At 55.1% G+C, this 18,750-nt stretch carries 18 protein-coding genes and 1 riboswitch; of the genes, 5 read left to right on the plus strand and 13 right to left on the minus strand.

Annotation, left to right across the window (positions count from 1 at the left end; genetic code table 11):
- The 4 genes from N0M98_RS16105 to N0M98_RS16120 form a co-directional block, all read left to right on the plus strand.
- On the plus strand, positions 1-182 hold a 182-nt coding region (locus N0M98_RS16105), incomplete at its 5' end, for a hypothetical protein (protein WP_259618535.1).
- On the plus strand, positions 179-1,684 hold the full coding sequence (locus N0M98_RS16110; protein ID WP_259618536.1) for a sensor histidine kinase: 1,506 nt from the start codon (positions 179-181) through the stop codon (positions 1,682-1,684). The genes N0M98_RS16105 and N0M98_RS16110, both read left to right, overlap by 4 nt.
- Positions 1,685-1,706: 22 nt before the next feature.
- Positions 1,707-2,402, plus strand: coding sequence for a response regulator (locus N0M98_RS16115; protein ID WP_249865545.1), 696 nt, complete (start codon positions 1,707-1,709; stop codon positions 2,400-2,402).
- A 105-nt stretch (positions 2,403-2,507) separates the two neighbouring features.
- Positions 2,508-4,007, plus strand: a complete 1,500-nt coding sequence (locus tag N0M98_RS16120; protein WP_259618537.1) for an IMP dehydrogenase — start codon at positions 2,508-2,510, stop codon at positions 4,005-4,007.
- Between the two features lie 59 nt (positions 4,008-4,066).
- Here N0M98_RS16120 and N0M98_RS16125 read toward each other — a convergent pair whose 3' ends face one another.
- From N0M98_RS16125 to N0M98_RS16145, 5 genes are all read right to left on the minus strand, one after another.
- The gene (locus tag N0M98_RS16125) at positions 4,067-5,137 is read right to left on the minus strand and encodes an ABC transporter substrate-binding protein (RefSeq protein ID WP_259618538.1); all 1,071 of its coding nucleotides are present in this window, start codon (positions 5,135-5,137) and stop codon (positions 4,067-4,069) included.
- Between the two features lie 25 nt (positions 5,138-5,162).
- A complete protein-coding gene (locus N0M98_RS16130; protein WP_249865548.1) occupies positions 5,163-5,990 on the minus strand; it encodes an ABC transporter ATP-binding protein in 828 nt (275 codons plus the stop codon).
- Positions 5,966-6,727 (minus strand): ABC transporter permease, encoded by a 762-nt coding sequence (locus N0M98_RS16135; protein WP_249865549.1) that lies wholly within the window; start codon positions 6,725-6,727, stop codon positions 5,966-5,968. Before N0M98_RS16135 ends, N0M98_RS16130 begins: the two co-directional genes overlap by 25 nt.
- 14 nt (positions 6,728-6,741) lie before the next feature.
- Positions 6,742-8,202 (minus strand): sulfatase family protein, encoded by a 1,461-nt coding sequence (locus tag N0M98_RS16140; RefSeq protein WP_259618539.1) that lies wholly within the window; start codon positions 8,200-8,202, stop codon positions 6,742-6,744.
- Positions 8,203-8,474: 272 nt separating this feature from the next.
- Positions 8,475-9,185, minus strand: coding sequence for an AAA family ATPase (locus N0M98_RS16145; RefSeq protein ID WP_249865551.1), 711 nt, complete (start codon positions 9,183-9,185; stop codon positions 8,475-8,477).
- Between the two features lie 365 nt (positions 9,186-9,550).
- Between N0M98_RS16145 and N0M98_RS16150 the strand changes: the two genes are divergently transcribed.
- Positions 9,551-11,419 carry an LTA synthase family protein gene (locus tag N0M98_RS16150; protein WP_249865552.1) on the plus strand — a complete coding sequence of 623 codons (1,869 nt, stop codon included), beginning with the start codon at positions 9,551-9,553 and terminating at the stop codon, positions 11,417-11,419.
- Positions 11,420-11,513: 94 nt separating this feature from the next.
- Here the strand turns inward: N0M98_RS16150 and N0M98_RS16155 are convergent, their stop codons facing one another.
- The 8 genes from N0M98_RS16155 to ehuC form a co-directional block, all read right to left on the minus strand.
- Complete coding sequence (locus N0M98_RS16155) at positions 11,514-12,701, minus strand: KamA family radical SAM protein (protein ID WP_259618540.1); 1,188 nt, start codon at positions 12,699-12,701, stop codon at positions 11,514-11,516.
- 413 nt (positions 12,702-13,114) lie between these two features.
- Positions 13,115-13,252: riboswitch (cyclic di-AMP (ydaO/yuaA leader) on the minus strand.
- 38 nt (positions 13,253-13,290) lie between these two features.
- The gene (thpD, locus tag N0M98_RS16160; protein WP_259618541.1) at positions 13,291-14,196 is read right to left on the minus strand and encodes an ectoine hydroxylase; all 906 of its coding nucleotides are present in this window, start codon (positions 14,194-14,196) and stop codon (positions 13,291-13,293) included.
- Positions 14,197-14,273: 77 nt separating this feature from the next.
- Positions 14,274-14,654, minus strand: coding sequence for an ectoine synthase (locus tag N0M98_RS16165; protein WP_249865556.1), 381 nt, complete (start codon positions 14,652-14,654; stop codon positions 14,274-14,276).
- 44 nt (positions 14,655-14,698) lie between these two features.
- Positions 14,699-15,991: a diaminobutyrate--2-oxoglutarate transaminase gene (gene ectB / locus N0M98_RS16170; RefSeq protein WP_259618542.1), complete on the minus strand. Its 1,293-nt coding sequence runs from the start codon at positions 15,989-15,991 to the stop codon at positions 14,699-14,701.
- Between the two features lie 48 nt (positions 15,992-16,039).
- The gene (ectA, locus tag N0M98_RS16175) at positions 16,040-16,546 is read right to left on the minus strand and encodes a diaminobutyrate acetyltransferase (RefSeq protein WP_249865558.1); all 507 of its coding nucleotides are present in this window, start codon (positions 16,544-16,546) and stop codon (positions 16,040-16,042) included.
- A gap of 17 nt (positions 16,547-16,563) precedes the next feature.
- Positions 16,564-17,334 carry an ectoine/hydroxyectoine ABC transporter ATP-binding protein EhuA gene (gene ehuA / locus N0M98_RS16180; protein WP_259618543.1) on the minus strand — a complete coding sequence of 257 codons (771 nt, stop codon included), beginning with the start codon at positions 17,332-17,334 and terminating at the stop codon, positions 16,564-16,566.
- Between the two features lie 34 nt (positions 17,335-17,368).
- Positions 17,369-18,088: an ectoine/hydroxyectoine ABC transporter permease subunit EhuD gene (ehuD, locus tag N0M98_RS16185; protein ID WP_259618544.1), complete on the minus strand. Its 720-nt coding sequence runs from the start codon at positions 18,086-18,088 to the stop codon at positions 17,369-17,371.
- 7 nt (positions 18,089-18,095) lie between these two features.
- Complete coding sequence (gene ehuC / locus N0M98_RS16190) at positions 18,096-18,749, minus strand: ectoine/hydroxyectoine ABC transporter permease subunit EhuC (RefSeq protein WP_259618545.1); 654 nt, start codon at positions 18,747-18,749, stop codon at positions 18,096-18,098.
- Position 18,750: the final 1 nt, after the last annotated feature.

Here is an 18,750-nt window from a genome sequence, read left to right on the forward strand (position 1 = left end):
CTGCTAGTCATGAACCTCGAAAAGAGACTCCGGGTTCTCTTTTTGCCTTTTTTGCAATGGCTCTGGTCGACCCTCTCATTCCGCTTACCCGTGATGCCGTAAATTGCGACCCGTTCAGCAAGCCCTATGTTAAAATAGACGTACTTCCAATCATCGCTTACAAAAGGCGGGAAATTCCTTGACGATCTTGCTCATAGTGCTCATGCTCGCGGCCATTGTGCTGTTCATTACCAAGTCGCGCAATCCGTCCGCCTATTGGATGGGCTTTGTCCTCGTAGGCTGGTTTCTCAGCATGGCCGGACTCATCCTGTTTATCGCCAAATACGGCGGGTTTTACTATAAAGTGAACATCGTTCTGTTCTTCAACGACAGCATCCGCAACTTCCTGCTGGATCTGCCGATCAAGATCGAAGGCATCAGCCGCATGATAACGATCGGGCGTTCCCTCTTCGTCTTCAGTCTCATCGGACTGTCCGTCACTCTCTTCTACTACCGCCCTTTCAAGCAGCTGTGGAAAATTTTTGCGCTCAACACGCTGTTTCCGCTCGCCAACATTGTTTTCTACGATCCGGTTGTGTACAAATGGGCGCTGACCGCGCTCGACCGCAGCTTCACCTATACGATCGGCTGGGTGACCCGCGGCTGGCTCGTCGTCTCGCTGCTCGTCTCGCTTGCGCTGATGATTCAGAAATACCGCAAAATGACGGTGCCTTGGGTCAAGAAGCAGAGCAAGCATATTTTATACGGCGTGTTTTCCCTGGTGCTCTTCTACTTTTATCTCGGATTCATGGGTCCTCTGCAAGTATTCGACGTGCGCACTTATTATGTGCTCTATTCCGATTTTTCCAACTTCAATCCGCCGCTGACGCTGTTCGGCTGGTACGCCAGCATCGGCTTTACCGGCGTCCTGTCGCTCATCAGCATTTTATCCATTTGGCGCTATACGGAAGTGGAGAAATCGATGGGCAAGAGCGATCTGCAGCTGCAGCGCAAGCTGAACACGGCCAATATGGGGGCGCGCGTCTTCACCCATGCGATCAAAAACCAGCTGATTATGATTCAGCTGCTCATCCAGCAGGCCAAGCAGCAGACGGCTGCGGCTGCCGGGCAAGAGGGCGCCTCGAACGGCCCGCAAGAGACGCTGAACAAAGCTGGCGATATCGTCACGCATACGCTCGGCAGGCTCGACCAGCTGTACAACTCGTTCAAGACGAATCAGCTGCAGCTGCGGGCGGTATCCGTTCGAACGCTGATCGGCCTTACGCTGGAGCGGCTTACCGCGCTTCCTCCCCATATCGCGCTGGAGACGGAGCTGCCTCCGGAAGAGGCGATGGTGCTGGCCGATGTCGAGCATTTGTCCGAAGCGCTGTACAATCTGCTCATTAATGCGGTCGAAGCGATCGACGAGGAGAAGCGAGGCTTGGTTCGCGTGCACGGCTATGTCGAAGAGAGCTGGGTCATCATCCAGATTATCGATAACGGACCCGGCATTGAGCCGGAGCTGCTGGAGGCGATCTTCGATCCTTTTTACACAAGCAAAAACACGACGAAAAACTGGGGTATCGGCTTGTCTTACAGCAAGCATGTCGTGATGGGCCATTACGGCCGGATACATGTGGAGAGCAAGCGGCGCGAAGGCAGCGTCTTTCAGGTGATTTTGCCGCTGTATGTGCTTAAACCTTAAAACAGGGGAGATGAATGGGACGATGACGACACCGATTCGGGTCATTGTGGCGGAGGATCTCGACGTGCTGAGGGATCATTTCTGCGAGCTGATCTCGCGGGAACGCGATATGGAGATCGTAGCGCAGGCATCGAGCGGCAAGCAGGTGCTGCAGCTGCTGCAGGAGAAGCAGGCGGACATCATTGTGATGGACATCGAGATGGATATGAAGCATGACGGCATTATTACGGCGCAGAAGGTGCTGCTGCAGTACCCGTATATGAAAATCGTATTTTTGACCGTTCACGAGGATGACGAGACGGTGTTCAACGCCTTCGAGACGGGGGCCGTCGATTACGTGCTGAAGACCAGTTCGCCCGAGGAGATCATAAGCAGCATCCGCAACGCTTACGACGGCATCGTCCTGATCCGGCCGGAATTTTCGTATAAGATCAAGAACGAGTTTTCCCGCATCCGCCGCAACGAGGAGAGCTTGCTGAAGGCGACGATTATTTTGTCGCAGATGACTCCGACCGAGCTGGAAATTCTCGAGCTGCTGCTTAAGGACATGAAGGTCGCGGAAATCGCCAAATACCGGCAGGTCGAGCTGTCGACGATCAAATCGCAGATCAACATGATCCTCAAAAAATTCAACAAGAAGCGATCCAAGGAAGTGACGGCGATGCTGCGCGATCTGAACGTGCAGCAGCTCATTCATAAAGTGCGCGGCGGAAGCTGAAATCGTCCCGAAAAAGCCATTGACCCCAGGCGAGGTTCAATGATAAGATTGAAAAAATTTACTTGTCGAGCCTGTCCAAAAACGATCCAAGGGGGAATCAATGAAGTGGCTACGTATTATTTGGAACCGTCCCGCACGTTCAGCGAATTTCTGTTAATTCCGAATTTGACGACCAAGGAGTGCACTCCGGCGAACGTTCGCCTGAAGACGCCTCTGGTCAAGTACAAGCAAGGGGAAGCGCCGGCAATTTCGCTCAATATCCCGTTCTCCTCCGCCGTCATGCAGGCCGTATCCGACGACGGCATGGCTATCGCCCTCGCCCGCTGCGGCGGCATCTCGTTCATCTTCGGCTCGCAGTCGGTCGCGGATCAGGCCGCAATGGTCCGCAAGGTCAAAGGCTACAAAGCCGGCTTCGTCGTCAGCCGCTCCAACCTGACTCCGGAGCATACGCTCGCCGACGTGCTGGCGCTCAAAGAGCAGACCGGCCATGCCACCGTCGCCGTCACGGAAGACGGCACCGCCAAGGGCAAGCTGCTCGGCATCGTAACGAGCCGCGACTACCGGATCAGCCGCGATTCGCAAGACAAGCCGATCCGCGACTTCATGACCCCCTTCGCCTCGCTGATTTACGGCCAATCCGGCATTACGCTATCCGAGGCCAACGATCTCATCTGGGAGCATAAGCTGAACTGTCTGCCTATCGTGGATGAGCGGCAATGCCTCGATTACCTCGTATTCCGCAAAGATTACGACGCCCACAAGGAAAATCCGCTTGAGCTGCTGGACGCCAACAAAAGCTATATCGTCGGCGCCGGCATCAATACCAAAGACTACAAAGAACGCGTGCCTGCGCTCGTCGAAGCCGGCGTAGACGCGCTCGTCATCGATTCGTCGGACGGCTACAGCGAATGGCAGCGCGAAACGGTGCAGTACGTCAAGGAAAACTTCGACGTGAAGATCGGCGCCGGCAACGTCGTCGACCGCGAAGGCTTCCTGTATCTGGTCGAATCGGGAGCCGATTTCGTCAAGGTCGGCATCGGCGGCGGATCGATCTGCATCACCCGCGAGCAGAAGGGCATCGGGCGCGGTCAAGCTTCCGCCGTGATGGAGGTCGTCGAAGCGAGGGATCAATACTTCAAGGAAACGGGCATCTACGTGCCGATCTGCTCGGACGGCGGCATCGTGCACGACTACCATATTACGCTGGCGCTGGCCATGGGCGCGGATTTCGTTATGATGGGCCGCTATTTCGCGCGCTTTGACGAAAGCCCGACCCGCAAGCTGAGAGTCGGCAACAACTTCGTCAAGGAGTTCTGGGGCGAGGGCTCGAACCGGGCGCGCAACTGGCAGCGGTACGATACCGGCGGCAAGAGCGGTCTCTTGTTCGAGGAAGGCGTCGATTCGTACGTGCCTTATGCGGGCAGCCTGCAGGAAAATCTCGACAAGACGATCGGCAAAATCAAATCGACGATGTGCAACTGCGGCGCCACCAGCATTGAGGAGCTGCAGCTCGTCGCGCGGATTACGCTCGTTTCGGCGACAAGCCTTGTCGAAGGCGGAGCGCATGACGTCATTTTGAAGGAAAGCAGTCTTTCGGAAGAGTAAAAGACAAAAAGCCGGCGGAAGGTCATCCCTTCCACTGGCTTTTTCCATGATGACGCCGATTATTGGCTCGTCGCTTTGAGGAACGGATCGGTGACGATGAACTGATCCGCCGGCACGACTTCCTTCAGGCTGCCGTTCTGTACGAACAGCTTCTCCAGATTTTCATACCATTTCTTCGCCGTTCCGTCCTTGAACGCATCGGCCACCCGTTTATTATCCAGCCATTCGAGCGAGTCCAGCTGCAGCTTCAACGATTCTTCGGGAACCTGCGTATAGGCGGCGGTCATTTTGATCGCTTCGTCCTTGTTTTTCAATTTGTAGTCGGTCGTCTGTGCGATCGCTTTCAGAAATTGCTGCACAAGCTCCGGCTTCTCCTGGAAAAACTTCGGATTCACAACCCAGCTGGCCGGGAATATATAGTCCGGGAAAAAGTCGCTGTTATCGCCCAGCTTCACCATATTTTCTTTGCCGACCTGCTTCTCGATCTCCTGCGTATACGGCGACCAGATCGCCACCGCGTCCACCTTGCCGGCGACATACGCGGAAACCGCACCGGCTACGTCCATATTGACAATGTTCACATCGCTCGGCTTCAAACCGCCTTTTTCCAAACCGAGGTTCAGTACCATTTCGCCTGACGTTCCTTTCGGCACGCCGACCGTCTTGCCTTTCAGGTCTTTCCATTCTTTAATGCCCGATTTCTTGGTGGCGAACACCATGTCGCTCTTGCCTAAGCTGACGATATCGATAATATGCCCTTTGCCCTGCGCCGCCAGGAACGTAGCTCCCGGTCCGATGTAAGCGATATCGATATCGCCCGAAGCCATCGCCTGGAATTCCGGCGGGCCGCTTAAAAATTTCACGGCGTTGACGTTGATTCCGGCTTCCTTGAAATAACCTTTCTCCTCGCCGATGACGATCGGAGTCGCGCCGTTCATATCCGGCATATAAGCTACATTGATCGTAGGCAGCTTGCCTGCCGGTTTGTTCGGCTCCGGCGTCTGGGCCGGAGAGGCGGCGCCGCCTCCGCCGCTCGGGGCGCCCGAGGAGCAGGCGGCCAGCACGAGCAGGATGCTGAGCATAATGGCGGCGATAGGAAGCTTAAGCGATAATTTCGACTTGCGAACCATAAGAATCTCTCCTTTAAATATGAGACTATTTTGCCACTTCCAGGTATTCGCGATACACCTTGGACCAGATCTCGTTCTTGATTTGCACGAACCGCTCGTCCAGCTTCGTCGCCTGATCCCGCGGGTAAGGAATGTCGACGTCGATAATTTCCTTGATCCGTCCCGGTCTGGCGCTCATGATGATCACCTTCTGGGCCAAAATGACGGCTTCCTCGACATCATGCGTGATGAAGAAGCAGGTTTTTTTCTCCGTCTGCCACGTCTTGAGCAGCTCTTCCTGCAGCTGCGCCCGCGTCTGGGCGTCCAGCGCGCCGAACGGTTCATCCATCAGCAGCACCTCCGGCTGCACCGCGTAAGCTCTGGCAATCGCCACGCGCTGCTTCATCCCGCCGGACAGCTCCTTCGGATAAGCGTGGGCGAAATCCTTCAGCCCGACGATCTCCAAATATTTCTCCGCCGTCTCCTTCCGCTCATGCTTGCTAAGGCCGCGCAGCTTCAATCCGAATTCGACGTTTTTCAGCACCGTCTTCCACGGGAACAGCGCATACTGCTGGAAGACGACGCCCCGTTCTTTGCCCGGCCCCTTGACTTCCACCCCGTCGACCTTCACCGAGCCGGAGGTCGCCTCTTCGAGACCGGCGATAATGTTGAGCAGCGTCGTTTTGCCGCAGCCGCTCGGGCCGACGACGCAGACGAACTCGTTCTGATGAATGGTCAGATCGGTGTTTTGCAGCGCGGTCACGTCGCCGCTGCGCCCTTTATAAATTTTGGACAATCCGCTGATTTCAATCTTGGGACGGCTCTGCTCCTGCTGAGCCTTCGCGATCTCTAGGCGTTGCGTACTTCCTGCCATCCGGTTAGCCTCCTTTCCAAGAAGAGAACGAACTTATCCATGGCCAAGCCGATGATGCCGATGACGATAATGCCGAGAATGACGACTTCCATCCGGAAGTAGAGGCTCGCTTCCATAATCATATTGCCGAGCCCCTTGTTCGCTCCCGTCAGCTCCGCCGCCACCAGCGTCGTCCACGCGGCGGCAAGACCGAGTCTTACGCCGACAAGAATATAGGGAAACGATGCCGGTACGATGACTTCGAAGAAAATATCTCTATCTCTTGCTCCCAGCACCCGCGAAGCGCGGATTAAGGTCGGGTCCACGTTGCGGACGCCCTGGAAGATCGAAATGACCATAACCAGGAAGGTCGAAACGAAGATAACCGTCACTTTGGCCGATTCTCCAACCCCCTGCGCTACGATAACGAGCGGAATGAGGGCGATCGGCGGAATTGTCCGGAAAAACTGAATCCATGGCTCCACTACGGAGCGGACGACGCTGTACCAGCCCATCAGGAAAGCGACCGGTATCGCTACGATCAGTCCGAGCGAGAAGCCGCCGAGAACCCGGAACAAGCTTGCGCCTACATTCGTCCACATGCGTCCGCTCGCCGTTTCGGAGATGAAGGTTTTGACGACAATGGTCGGATTGGTAATAATGGCTCCAATCGCCGGAATGGCCGACAAGATATACCAGAGCACGATCCCGATAACGATCGAGACGGCCGTAAGCAGGGAGTGCGGCATCTTTTTCATGGTCGTTGTCCTCCTTATCCGTCGTATGCCGGCTGCACGGCTTCTCTGCTGTAGGTGCTCCGCAGCTTCTCGGCGGCTTCCTTCCAGCCCTTCTGATTCAGCCGCCGCACCCAATCGTTGGCGCTCAGATATTTCCAAGGGCCCGTTTCGATCACCTTCTGCATCGGATCGACCTTATAGCCCGGCTTGCGGGCCTGCTCATGCTGCCACTGGGACAGCCGGTGATCCATTTCTTTCACGATCTCGGGATGCCGGTCGGCTACATTCGTCGTCTGGTTCGGATCGGCGATCATGTCATAGAGCGTCACTTCGTCAAAATGCAGATACAATCCCGGATGATACGTGCGGATAAAATACCAGCGCTCGTCCCGAACCGCCCTCTGGCATACGTACAGAGCGTGATCCATCACCAGATAGTCGCGTCCCTGCCAATGCTCGCCATGCAGCGCCGGAAGGAACGACTGACCGTCCCAGCCCGACGGTACTTTGAGCCCGGCCATCTCCGCTATCGTCGCTATGACGTCGACATTGTAGACGAACCCGTCGATGGCCGTTCCCTTGTTCTCCATCCCCGGAGCCTTGATGATCAACGGCAGATGATGCACCGCTTCGGTAGCGCTTGCATGTTCGGCATAAATTCCTTGCTCTCCCATCGATTCGCCATGATCGGCGCTGATAATGAAGCATACCTCATCCTCGATGCCGAGCTCCCTCAGCGTCTCCAGCAGCTCTCCGACATGCTTATCCATGTAGCTGATGCCGCCGTCGTAGCCGTCGACCGCATGCTTGAAATCGCTGCGGTTTGCGATCTGCCCCGGCATCGTCGCCGGATATTTATCCCCCCAATGCAGGAACGGCGCGGATCGCGGAAAGCTGTGTTCCTGCTGCGCGGCAATCGCCGCTTCATCCGGGAACGCCTTAGCCGGCGAATCCTTCCACTGCTCCATATACTCGATCGGATACGTATAGAACGTGTGCGGGTCCCAATATTGAATGTGCAGGAAGTAATTGTCTTCCTTGCCGTGCTGCCGCAGCCACGGAATGACCGAAGCGTTCACTTCGTCGGCGTTTTCGTTGCCTTCTTTTAGCGAATGGGTGTGCACTTCATTCCATCCGGCAAAATACCACCAAGCATGGTGACGGTCGCCGAAGGTCGAAAACGTAACCGTTTTCATTCCTGCTTCACGCAAATAACGGGTGAAAAAAGGGATTTCCTTGCTGTGTCCGTCCCCTTCGGGATATTGGAATTCTCCCCCGGGTCCCCAGTGCGTAAGCGCGCCGTGATGAATGCCGAACCGGCCGGAAATGAAGCTGCCCCGCGACGGCACGCAAGGTGATGAAGCGCAGTAGCAATCGTTGAAGCGGACGCCTTGCGCGGCGATCGCATCGATGTTGGGCGTCGTATTCCGGTGATACCCGTAGCAGCCCATATGATCCGGCCGCAGCGAGTCGATGTCCAAATAAATGATTCTCATTATGACTGATGCCTCCTGCCAATTGATTTGCGAGTGGGATTACTGCTAATTATAGAGGAGGTCCGAGGGGCTCAAAAGGTTGAACTATTTTCAAACCTTTTGGGGAGGCATCATGGGGATATGCGGTCTATATAAAACGAGTGCGACCCGCAGCCATGGACTGCGGGTCGCAAATCTATATTAAGGGGGGTCACTGTCTATAATACAGAACGATGCTTAAAATCACCTGAAAGGAAGGTTATGTTTTCCTTAAAATATGCCCGATATTAGCGTCAATCCTCGAACAGCTCGGCCAAAACCGCCTTCCGGTTTTCCAAAAATCTTCGGGTGACGATATAATGCAGCGTGTTCTCGTAACGGATCTCTTCCAGCGGCGAGCTGTCGAAATTCCAGATTTGCGCGTTCGGATAACCGAGCAGAATCGGCGAATGGGTCGCGATAATAAATTGCGCGTCTTTCTCCAAATCTTTGATAATGCGCAGCAGCGCCAATTGACGGGCTGGAGACAGCGCGGCCTCCGGCTCGTCGAGCAAATAGATCGCTTTTTTGCCGAACCGGTGCCGGAACAACGACAAAAACGCTTCTCCGTGCGATTGCTTATGCAAGGAACGACCTCCGTAATATTTAAGGCTCTCCGGCATCTTGTCAATATGGGTGGCAAAATGATAGAACGTCTCCGCGCGCAGAAAAAAACCGTTCGTCACTTTAGGCATCCAGGACAGCCGCATATAATCTCCGAGCGAAGCTCCGGAAGCTTCCACTTCGTACGTGTTGTTTCTCCCGCCTCCGGCCGTATTGAAGCCGCATTGATAGGCGATCGCCTCCAAAATCGTCGACTTGCCCGAACCGTTCTCTCCGACGAAAAACGTCACGTTGCCGTTCAAAGCGATCGTGCCGGCATCCCGCAGCACAGGAATCGAGAACGGATATTCCGCCGGTTGCGGAAACCGGCTTCTTAAAATTTCCACGCTTTTCAGAAACACAAGTCTCACCTCCACCAAAGGGAACGTATGTTTCTGTAGTATACAGCAAGCCGGCCGATTTGGAAAGCTCGGGAGTAAGGCGGAAGGCTTGCGCTGCGGAGAACTAATCGCAATGTTTAATATCCGCTTATTTGGTAAATGAATGTATAGAAGCATGAGAAGCGTGGTGAAAAAAGAGCGGAGGGGCCATTTGAAGCTGGAAAAGCGTTAGCGCTCGCCTTTGAAAACGGATTTTGTCCATAGAAAAAGGAGACGACACTCCAAAAATCCGGTTTCAACAGTTATTGGAAGACCAAATGGGCGCCGCAGCGGACTTTTTCATCTCGCTTTTAGATAGAACGTTCAAAACAAAATGGGGGTCTATAATGGAAGCAAGCTGGGTTCGGATATGGAGAAGTCCTTATATTATCATTACTTTGCTGCTGTGGGTCAAGGTCGCCCTGCTGAGATATTTTTTATTCGACGAAGTGATCGTTTCCTGGTGGCTGCTCGATCTCGCCAGTCTTGCCGTGTTGTCAGGATGCGTCGAGCTGTTATTCCGTTATCCGGCCAAGAAAACCGCCTACTGGATTGTTAATGCGGTGATGTCGCTGATCTTTTTTGCCGCTACGCTCTATTTCGAGCATTTCGGCTCCGTTATTACCTATACCTCCGTTTTGGAGATCAAACAAGTTTTGCAGATTTCCTCCAGCGTCAAGGCGACGATCCGGCTTGCGGATTATTTATTTTTCCTTGATTTTGCCGTGTTTTTTTTGTTATGGCTTGTTTTTAGACGCAGCGGGGCTCATATCCTGCTTGCCGTCGCTTTGCGCAAGTATGCGGTCATCGCCGTGACGGCCGCCTGCCTCATCGTCTGCGCCGTCTTCATCAAGCTGAACCTCGGCATCGTCAACGAGCTGGTTCGCGCCAATCAGTTGGGGCTGCTCAACTATGAAGCGTCGGTTTTGGCCAATAGCATTAAAGGCAGAAAAACGACCAACTTCAGCACCACATCGGAAGCTTTGAATGTCGTAAGCGATTATGAAGCGAGCTACGGATACAATCCGAACGCCGGAGAAACGCCAAAATATTTCGGCTCTCAGCAGGGGAAAAATGTGATCGTCGTGCAGTTGGAAGCGTTCCAGAACTTCCCGATCCATCTTAACTTCCACGGTCAGGAGGTTACGCCCGTATTGAACAAGCTGGCTGCCGAAAGCTACTATTTCCCTCACATTTTCCAGCAGATCGGCCAAGGGAATACGTCCGATGCCGAATTCATGTCCAACACGTCGATTTATCCGACAGGGACGATTCCGATGTCGACCGGTTACGGCGACCGCGTGCTGCCCAGTTTGCCCCGTCTGCTCGAAGCGATCGGCTATGAAGCCGATACGTTTCACGTAAACGAGGTTCATTTCTGGGACCGGTATAAGCTGTATCCGGCGCTCGGCTTCACCCATTACTACGACAAGCCCTATTACAACAACGACTTCTTCAACTCCTTCGGAGCATCGGACGAGGAATTGTTCCGTGTCGGGGCAGAAAAGCTAAGCGAGCTGCACAAGCAGGGCAAACCGTTCTATGCCCAGTTTATTACGGTATCCAGCCACTTTCCGTTCAAGATTCCGAACGATCGCCGCAAAATGACGATCCCGGCCGATCTCGAAGGCAAACAGCTCGGCGATTATTTGCTGTCCGTCAATTATACCGACTATGCCGTCGGCACGTTTATCGACCGTCTGAAGGCGGCCGGCATATGGGATAACACGATATTCGTCGCTTACGGCGATCATTTCGGCCTGCAGCCGGAGGACAACGATCCGAAGGAGCTGAGCGAGCAGCTCGGAATGACGTACCATCCGGTAATCTCCCGCTTCAACATCCCGCTGTTCATCCATGTTCCCGGGCAAACGGCCCCCCAAGTGGTGAACCAGGTGGGCGGGCAGCTCGACATTATGCCGACGATAACCAACCTGCTCGGCATTTCGCTGCAGCAGCAGCAATTCCTTCATTTCGGGCAGGATTTGCTGAATATGCGCCATAATGTGCTCGGGATGAGATATTATATGCCGACAGGCTCCTTCTTCAACAACATCATTATGTTCCAACCGGGCAAGGCGTTCGACGACGGTACGGCCGTCACGCTTCGCACGCTGGCTCCGGCCAACATTCAGCCGTACCGAAGCGACTTCGACTATATTATGAACTTGATGAAAATGTCCGATGACTACGTGAAGCTGCTGCCCAAACGATGATCCGTCCGGGATTCTCGCTTCTCTGTAAGCGCCTGCGGCTGTGCGGCAGGAGGAGAGGGCCGTCCCGCCATGACCGCGGCGCGGGCAGGAAGGGTTACGCTTGCATAACGCCGCGCGTCTGCGTTTGCGCCCGCGGCATATCGGGAAGCTCGTTGACCGATACGACGTCGTCGGTCCGTTTCTTCGGACGCTTCCAGAAGCGTTCGCTGCCGGGAAGATCGTCAAACCAAGCGGCGTCTTCGGGGCAATCGAGCACCATAAATTTGCCGTATTCATCGTCCCGCGACTGATGGTATTTGAGATAAGCCTTGCCGTTCTCGATAGCCAAAATTTCGATTTTGCCCGAAGTGTGGCTCATGGACAGGCGGATTCGTTTGCCGAGGCCGGAAGTTCTGGCCTTGGCGCCTTCTACGATTCGGTACACTTCCTGCAGCGGCAGCACGAAATCGCGGTTGCCGGCAACGGGGCGGTTGATGAAGAAATAATACGGGGTTACGCCGGCCCAGGACAGCTTGTCGAGCAATTCGCCGAGCACGGCCGGGTCGTCATTGATTCCGCGCAAGACCGGCGTCTGGTTAACGACGATGGCTCCTGCCTGATGCAGCGCCTCGAAGCCGAGCTTCGCCTCGCGCGTAATTTCTCGCGGATGATTGATGTGCGCCATCACATAAATGCGCTTGTTGGCGGTGGAAAACTCGCGGATCGTCTCCAGAAGAGCCTCGTCCTCGTAAATCCGCATCGGATTAAACACCGGAATCTTCGAGCCGAGCCGGATGATCTGAACATGCTCGATCGCTCTAAGCCGCTCCAGTATACCGCGCAGCTTGGGCGTTCCGAGAATCAGACTGTCCCCTCCGGTCAGAAGCACGTTATTGATTTCGGGGTGGTTCTCGATATATTGAAGCCCGGGATCGACGTTCGACATCGCTTCCTTGACATCGTTGCGGAACAATCTTTTGCGGAAACAGTAACGGCAGTACGCCCCGCACACCTCGGATACGATGAGCAGCGCCGTCGTCTTGTATTTATGCTGACAGCCCGGCACCACATAGTTGGTATCTTCGTCGGACGCATCCCAGCGCCCGTATTCGGAAAGCTCGCCTTCATTGGGGATGACCAGCTTGCGGATCGGATCGTTGGGATCGCTCCAATCGATCAGGTTCAAGTAATAATCGTTTACGCGAAACACGAACTTCTCCGTTATTTGCTTAAGCTTTTTTCTCTCCTGCTCGGGAATCTCCAGGATTTTGTCAATATCGGTCAAATATTTCGGCTGCGGCATAGAGTATCCTCCTTGAAATGACAGATTGGTTATGGGGAATCGGCGTCATTAGCGGAATATCAAGGTAAACGCTTGCATATCCTTCTGCGGCTCCGGTCCGATAAAGCCAGTCTGCTAACCTGCTCCTGCTTACGCCTCCTTGTACTCCCTCCTTCCACGCGGTATGAATAAGCTTGCGTCAGCTTCGTCTGCGCCGGCTTGCTGCTTACATTCAGCGCAAACGATAATTCCATGAATGAACTGAAAAGTTAATTTATGTATAAAATTGCATTCAAAAAAGACCCGTGCTCCATTCGGAACATGCAAGCCGTAAGCGCTGCATGGTTCTCCTCCTGGCTCTAGCCTCGGGTCCTCATATGCAAAAAGACCCGATTTCCACGGGTCAATGAATGCAATTTCATGCATAAATAATAACTTGACCCATCCACTGCTGACGAGGTTAGCTGCCGGGCTCGGGAAAGATGGTTCCCTACAATCGTTACTGATTCGCCCCAAATAATGGTTCCCCCGCTTCCCGGTTCCATAAACCGGAAATTAAGCGTAGTACTATCATACACTACGAAAGTGGATGAGTCAAATTGGATCGTGCCTAGTCTTCGCGGGCAGCGATAAATTCCGGTCGCGGCGGCTGTCCCGAGTATGGCGGCTGCAGCTTGTTCTCCACGCTGTTATAGACGATGAAAACATTGCTTCTAGGCATCGGCGTAATGTTGCTGTTCGAGCCGTGCATAATGTTGCAATCGAACAAAACGATCGATCCTGCCTTGCCTACCGGCGTATCGATGCCGTAGCGCTGCACGAGCTCAGCCAAACTATCGTGGTCGGGCACGCCGTACTGCTGCCGGCGCAGCGATTTCTCATAATGATTGTCCGGCGTCCGTCCGACGCAGGAGACGTAATCCATCTGCGAGCCGGGCACGACCATCAGCGGGCCGTTAAAATGGTAATTGTCCTCCAGCGCGATGGAGCAGCTGAGCGCCCTCATTCTCGGCATACCGTCCTCCACATGCCATGTTTCGAAATCGGAATGCCAATAAAACTCTTTGCCGGTAAAACCCGGCTTAAAGTTGATCCGCGATTGATGGATGTACGTCTCGCTTCCCAAAATGTAGTCGGTGATGCTCTTCAGCCGGGAATGGCCCGAGAGAGCCTCGAACACATCGCTGCTGCGGTGAACGTTAAAGATCGATCTTACCTCGTCGCTGTCCGGCTCGCGTATGACCTCTCCGTCGGCCGAGTCACGGCTTGCCGCCCACATCCGCTTCAGCTCCTCCTTCAGCCCTTGCACCTCGCTCGGGGAAAAGAACGATTCGATAAACAAGTAGCCGTTCCGGCGGTAAAATTCCGACTGCTCCTCGGTGATGGAGCAATTGGGCGACCATGCGGAGTAGACGACGGGGTCCCGGCGTTCCGTAATCGACGGCGTATCGGAGATCCGTGAAGGATACAAATCCGTTGCGTGCTGGACTTCGCTTGCAGGATGCGTGCTTTTCATAAGATATTCCTCCTCGCAGGTTTTAGTAAAATTAGATCAAGCTTAGACCGGCATCGGGTTTAAGCGGGTTAAGCGGGTTAAGGCAGCAAAGGATACGTACCGTTCTCATCGTGCACTTCCTGCCCGACAAGCGGGGGATTGAACACGCAGAGCATGCGCATCTGCGTCTTGCCGCGCAAATAATGCTTCTCATGCCCGTCGAGCACATACAGCATGCCCGGACTGATCGGATATGTCTCTCCTCCGATGACCTCGATCTCGCCTTCGCCTTCGATGCAGTACACCGCCTCAATATGGTTCTGGTACCAGATCAGCGTCTCCGTCCCCGCTTTGATGATCGTGTCGTTCAGGGAGAAGCCGACGCCGTCCTTGCGCAGCAGCAGTCTTCTCGAATTCCATGTCTGCGTATCCACATCGTCGACCGTATGAATCAGTTGCTCCAAATGCTTCACAATCATGATGATCCGCTCCTTTTATTTCGAATAAATTACCGGGACAAGGATTACTGTCCCTGCGCCTGTTCAGCCAGCTCTTTCATGGCTTCCGCCATAATCTGCAGCCCTTGCTCCAGCAGCCCGTCTTCAATGGTCAGCGGAGGCATCAGCTTGGCGACCTCGCTGCGCGGTCCCGAAGTTTCCATGATCAAGCCCTTATCGAATGCCGCTTGGCATAACCGCTCGGCCAAGCCGTCTTCCGCGAACGCAATGCCCTGAATCATCCCTCTGCCGCGAATTTCCCCCTGCAGCTCGGGATGGCGGGCTGCCATCCGCTCCAGCGCCGCCCTTACGGTTCGGCTTTTAAGCTCGATCGCCTTCCTGAACTCGTCGTTCGCCCAATACTGCAGCGCCTCGGCGGCCGCCACAAAAGCGAGATTGTTCCCGCGGAAGGTGCCGTTATGCTCGCCGGGCGACCATTGGTCGATGTCCGGCTTCAGCAGCGTAAGCGCCATCGGCAGACCGTATCCGCCGATCGACTTGGACAAGCAGACGATATCCGGCTCCAATCCGGTATCGTCGAAGCTGAAGAAGGAACCGGTCCGGCCGCAGCCCATCTGAACGTCGTCGACGATCAGCAGGATGCCTTTGCTTCGGCACAAGGCTTCCATACTTTTGAGCCAAGCCGGGCTCGCCGCATTCAGTCCGCCTTCGCCCTGAACCGTCTCCAGGATGACGGCGGCCGGCAGGTCGACGCCGCTTCCCGGATCGTCCAGCAGCTTCTCCATATACTTCACGGTGTCGACATCCGGGCCGAAGTAGCCGTCATACGGCATAAAGACAGAGTGGCTCAGCTCCACTCCCGCGCCCTTGCGTTTGAATGAGTTGCCGGTGACGGCCAAGGAACCGAGGCTCATGCCGTGGAAGGCGTTCGTAAAGCAGATAACCGTGGACCGCCCCGTTACTTTCCGCGCGATCTTCAGCGCGCTCTCTACCGCGTTCGTTCCGGTCGGACCCGGGAACATAACCTTATAGCTCAACCCCCGGGGCTTCAAAATAACGTCGTTAAATCTCGTTAAAAACCGCTCTTTGGCGCTTGTCGCCATATCCAAACTATGCGTGACGCCGTCCTTCAGCATATAATCAAGCAGTTTGCCGCGAATGCGTTCATTGTTATGACCGTAATTCAACGCTCCCGCTCCGGCAAAAAAATCGATATATGCATTGCCGTTTTTATCCCATAGCCTGGCGTTTTTGGCTTTGTCGAAAACCGTTGTAAAGCTTCGGCAGTAACTGCGAACCTCGGATTCCATCTCTTCGAATACGTGCATAGAGGGCTTTTCCAGCGTTAGCGTTTTCATCGGTTTTCCTCCCTGTGTGCGGTTCTTTTTATAACTGTGAATCTGCGGCTATATGCCCGGGGCTGATTTCGGCCCCAATACGAACAATATTTCATCCTCGTGCTGCTGCCCTTCGGAGAACATCGAAGCCGGATATCCTTCGGTTAGCTGAACCTCGACTCCCCGTTCCTCAGCAACGGCCAGAAACAGCGCCTGCGAAGCCCGATTCGAGGGGCTGATCGTCGTCTCCGCATAGCGGACGCCTTCGCAGCAGGGCGATGAGAACAGCTCCCGCAGCAGCTGTTTGGCAATGCCTCTTCTCTGCCGGTCCGGCGCGACGCCGATCTGCCATACGAACAAGCGGTCCGGCTTGCCGGGAATGCGAAATGCGGACACGAAGCCCGCAATGCCCGCTTCATCCTCGGCGACGATGCAGCTGTCCCTGAAGTAATCGCACAGCAAAATGTAGCAGTAGACGGAATTGACGTCGAGCGCCCCCGTCTGCTTCGCGAGGCTCCACACCGCCGCCCCGTCTTCCTTGACCGGGTGGCGGTAACGTATGACAGGCGATTCCATGAAGCCTCTCCCTCCCTTCAAGACGAACGGAATCGTTTGAGAAACGATTGCAGCCGTTCGCTTTGCGGATTTTCGAAAATCGCTTCCGGAGGACCTTGTTCGACGATCCTTCCTTCGGCTCCGAAGATGACCCTGTCGGCGACATCCTTGGCAAAATCCATTTCATGCGTGATCAGCATCATCGCCATGCTGCCTTCCTCGGCGATTTCACGAATGACTTCGAGCACTTCGCCCACCAGCTCCGGGTCCAGCGCCGAGGTCACCTCGTCGAACACCATCACCATCGGCCGCATGACCAAAGCTCTGGCGATCGCCACCCGCTGCTTCTGTCCCCCGGACAATTGGGCCGGATACATATCCAGCTTATCCTGCAAGCCGACCTTGCCCAGCATGCTGACCGCCCGCTCGGCAGCCTCTTCCCTGGACAGCCCGAGCACCTTGCGGGGCGCTTCCGTCACGTTGCGGAGCACCGTCATATGCGGGAACAGGTTAAAATGCTGGAACACCATACCGACCTTCCCGCGCATCCGGTGCAGATGCCGTTCGTCCGCCCGCACGAACGCCCCCTTGCGGGGCATATGCCACAATCCTTCGCCGTCCAGCTCGATCGTGCCCGAGGTCGGTTCCTCCAAGGTCATCAGCATCCGCCCGAGCGTCGTCTTACCCGAACCGCTCGGACCGATCAGAGCCAGCTTCTCGCCCGGCGCCATCTCCAGATCGATGCCTTTGATCACTTTGAGATCGCCGAACGATTTGGTTACTTGCGAATATTTCACTATTGGCTGCATGCTCTGCCTGCCCCCCTTCGTTGTCCTAGCTGCTTTATGAGCCCACCGCCTTCTCGGCGCTCCTCCCGGCCTGCCCCCGTCCGCTCCCCGGCCGCTGCCCCGGCTGAAGCGTAAGCCGCTTCTCCAAGGCGCGAATGAGCAGCGAGGCTGGATAGCTGACGATCAGGAACAAGACGCCGACCATCGTGTAAGGCTCGAATACGCGATACGATTCGGAGACGATATTTTTGGCGGTCAGCAGCATTTCGACCAACGTAATCGCAGACAAAACCGGGGTTTCCTTGAACATCACCAAGAGATAATTCCCCATTACGGGAATGACGGGCGGTATCGCTTGCGGCAGGATGACCGTCATCCATGTTTTCGCCTTCGGAAAATTCAAAGCGACCGCCGCCTCCCACTGCCCTTTGGGCACCGCCTCGATACCGGAGCGGTACACCTCGGACATGTACGTGCTGTAATGAAGCCCAAGTCCAATAATCCCTACGGCAAAAGCAGACAATGAGATGTTGGCGACTTTGGGCAGCGTATAATACAGGAAAAAAATTTGCACGAGCAGCGGCGTGTTGCGGATAAAGCTCACCACTCCCCGCGAGACCGCGGATATCACGGCCCAGCGGGAGGCCGAGGCCATTGCCAGCAGCAGACCGCCGAAGCAGGAGAGCGCGAAGCCGCAGCATGTCGCGAGCACCGTCATCCTCAATGCCCGCAGCAGCTCGGGCAATATTTGCATTGCGTAGTCCCAGTTCCACATGCTTACCTTACATCCTTCCCGCCGCCATTTTACGTTCGGCCAGCCGTACCCCGAACGAGACGAGCGAAGCGATGGCAAAATACATCAGAAGCAGCAGCACCATAATGACCGGCGACCAGGAGATGTAATTGTTGCGCAGCACCATAGCCTGATACGTTAAGTCGGCCAGCGTGATGAAGTAGACGAGCGACGTGCCTTTGATCAGCTCGACGAGCAAATTGCCGAACGGAGGCAGCATTCTTAGAAACGCCTGCGGCAAAATAATCGTTTTCATCGTCTGCCATGGCTTCATATTCAAGGCCGTGCAGGCCTCCCATTGCCCCTTGGGAATCGCCTGAATGGAGCTTCTGACGATTTCGGAGCCGTACGCGCCGTAGTTCAGCCCGAAGGCGACGACGGCCGCAGCGAATTTCGGCAGCTCGATTCCGATGAACGGAAGCGCGAAATAGATCCAGAACAGCTGAATAAGCAGCGAGCTGCCCCGGAAAAATTCCACATACACCGCAGATACCGCTCTTACCGCCCTAAACCTGGACAGTCTGCACAAGCCGATCAGCAGCGAGACCGCCATCGCAACCGCCGAGGAGATGAAGGCGATCGCAATCGTCACCTTCGCTCCTTCCGCCAGCAGCGGGATGAACTGCGTCCATGAGGTTACCATG

It is taken from the genome of Paenibacillus doosanensis (assembly GCF_025060755.1).
Taxonomy (GTDB): Bacteria; Bacillota; Bacilli; order Paenibacillales; family NBRC-103111; genus Paenibacillus_S; species Paenibacillus_S doosanensis.

Bases quoted from the DNA above. Each gene is read 5' to 3' on its own strand.
- N0M98_RS16115 (WP_249865545.1), top strand. From the start codon at position 1,707: ATGACGACACCGATTCGGGTCATTGTGGCGGAGGATCTCGACGTGCTG.
- N0M98_RS16125 (WP_259618538.1), bottom strand. From the start codon at position 5,137: ATGGTTCGCAAGTCGAAATTATCGCTTAAGCTTCCTATCGCCGCCATT.
- N0M98_RS16130 (WP_249865548.1), bottom strand. From the start codon at position 5,990: ATGGCAGGAAGTACGCAACGCCTAGAGATCGCGAAGGCTCAGCAGGAG.
- N0M98_RS16135 (WP_249865549.1), bottom strand. From the start codon at position 6,727: ATGAAAAAGATGCCGCACTCCCTGCTTACGGCCGTCTCGATCGTTATC.
- N0M98_RS16140 (WP_259618539.1), bottom strand. From the start codon at position 8,202: ATGAGAATCATTTATTTGGACATCGACTCGCTGCGGCCGGATCATATG.
- N0M98_RS16150 (WP_249865552.1), top strand. From the start codon at position 9,551: ATGGAAGCAAGCTGGGTTCGGATATGGAGAAGTCCTTATATTATCATT.
- N0M98_RS16155 (WP_259618540.1), bottom strand. From the start codon at position 12,701: ATGCCGCAGCCGAAATATTTGACCGATATTGACAAAATCCTGGAGATT.
- thpD (WP_259618541.1), bottom strand. From the start codon at position 14,196: ATGAAAAGCACGCATCCTGCAAGCGAAGTCCAGCACGCAACGGATTTG.
- N0M98_RS16165 (WP_249865556.1), bottom strand. From the start codon at position 14,654: ATGATTGTGAAGCATTTGGAGCAACTGATTCATACGGTCGACGATGTG.
- ectB (WP_259618542.1), bottom strand. From the start codon at position 15,991: ATGAAAACGCTAACGCTGGAAAAGCCCTCTATGCACGTATTCGAAGAG.
- ectA (WP_249865558.1), bottom strand. From the start codon at position 16,546: ATGGAATCGCCTGTCATACGTTACCGCCACCCGGTCAAGGAAGACGGG.
- ehuA (WP_259618543.1), bottom strand. From the start codon at position 17,334: ATGCAGCCAATAGTGAAATATTCGCAAGTAACCAAATCGTTCGGCGAT.
- ehuD (WP_259618544.1), bottom strand. From the start codon at position 18,088: ATGTGGAACTGGGACTACGCAATGCAAATATTGCCCGAGCTGCTGCGG.
- ehuC (WP_259618545.1), bottom strand. From the start codon at position 18,749: ATGGTAACCTCATGGACGCAGTTCATCCCGCTGCTGGCGGAAGGAGCG.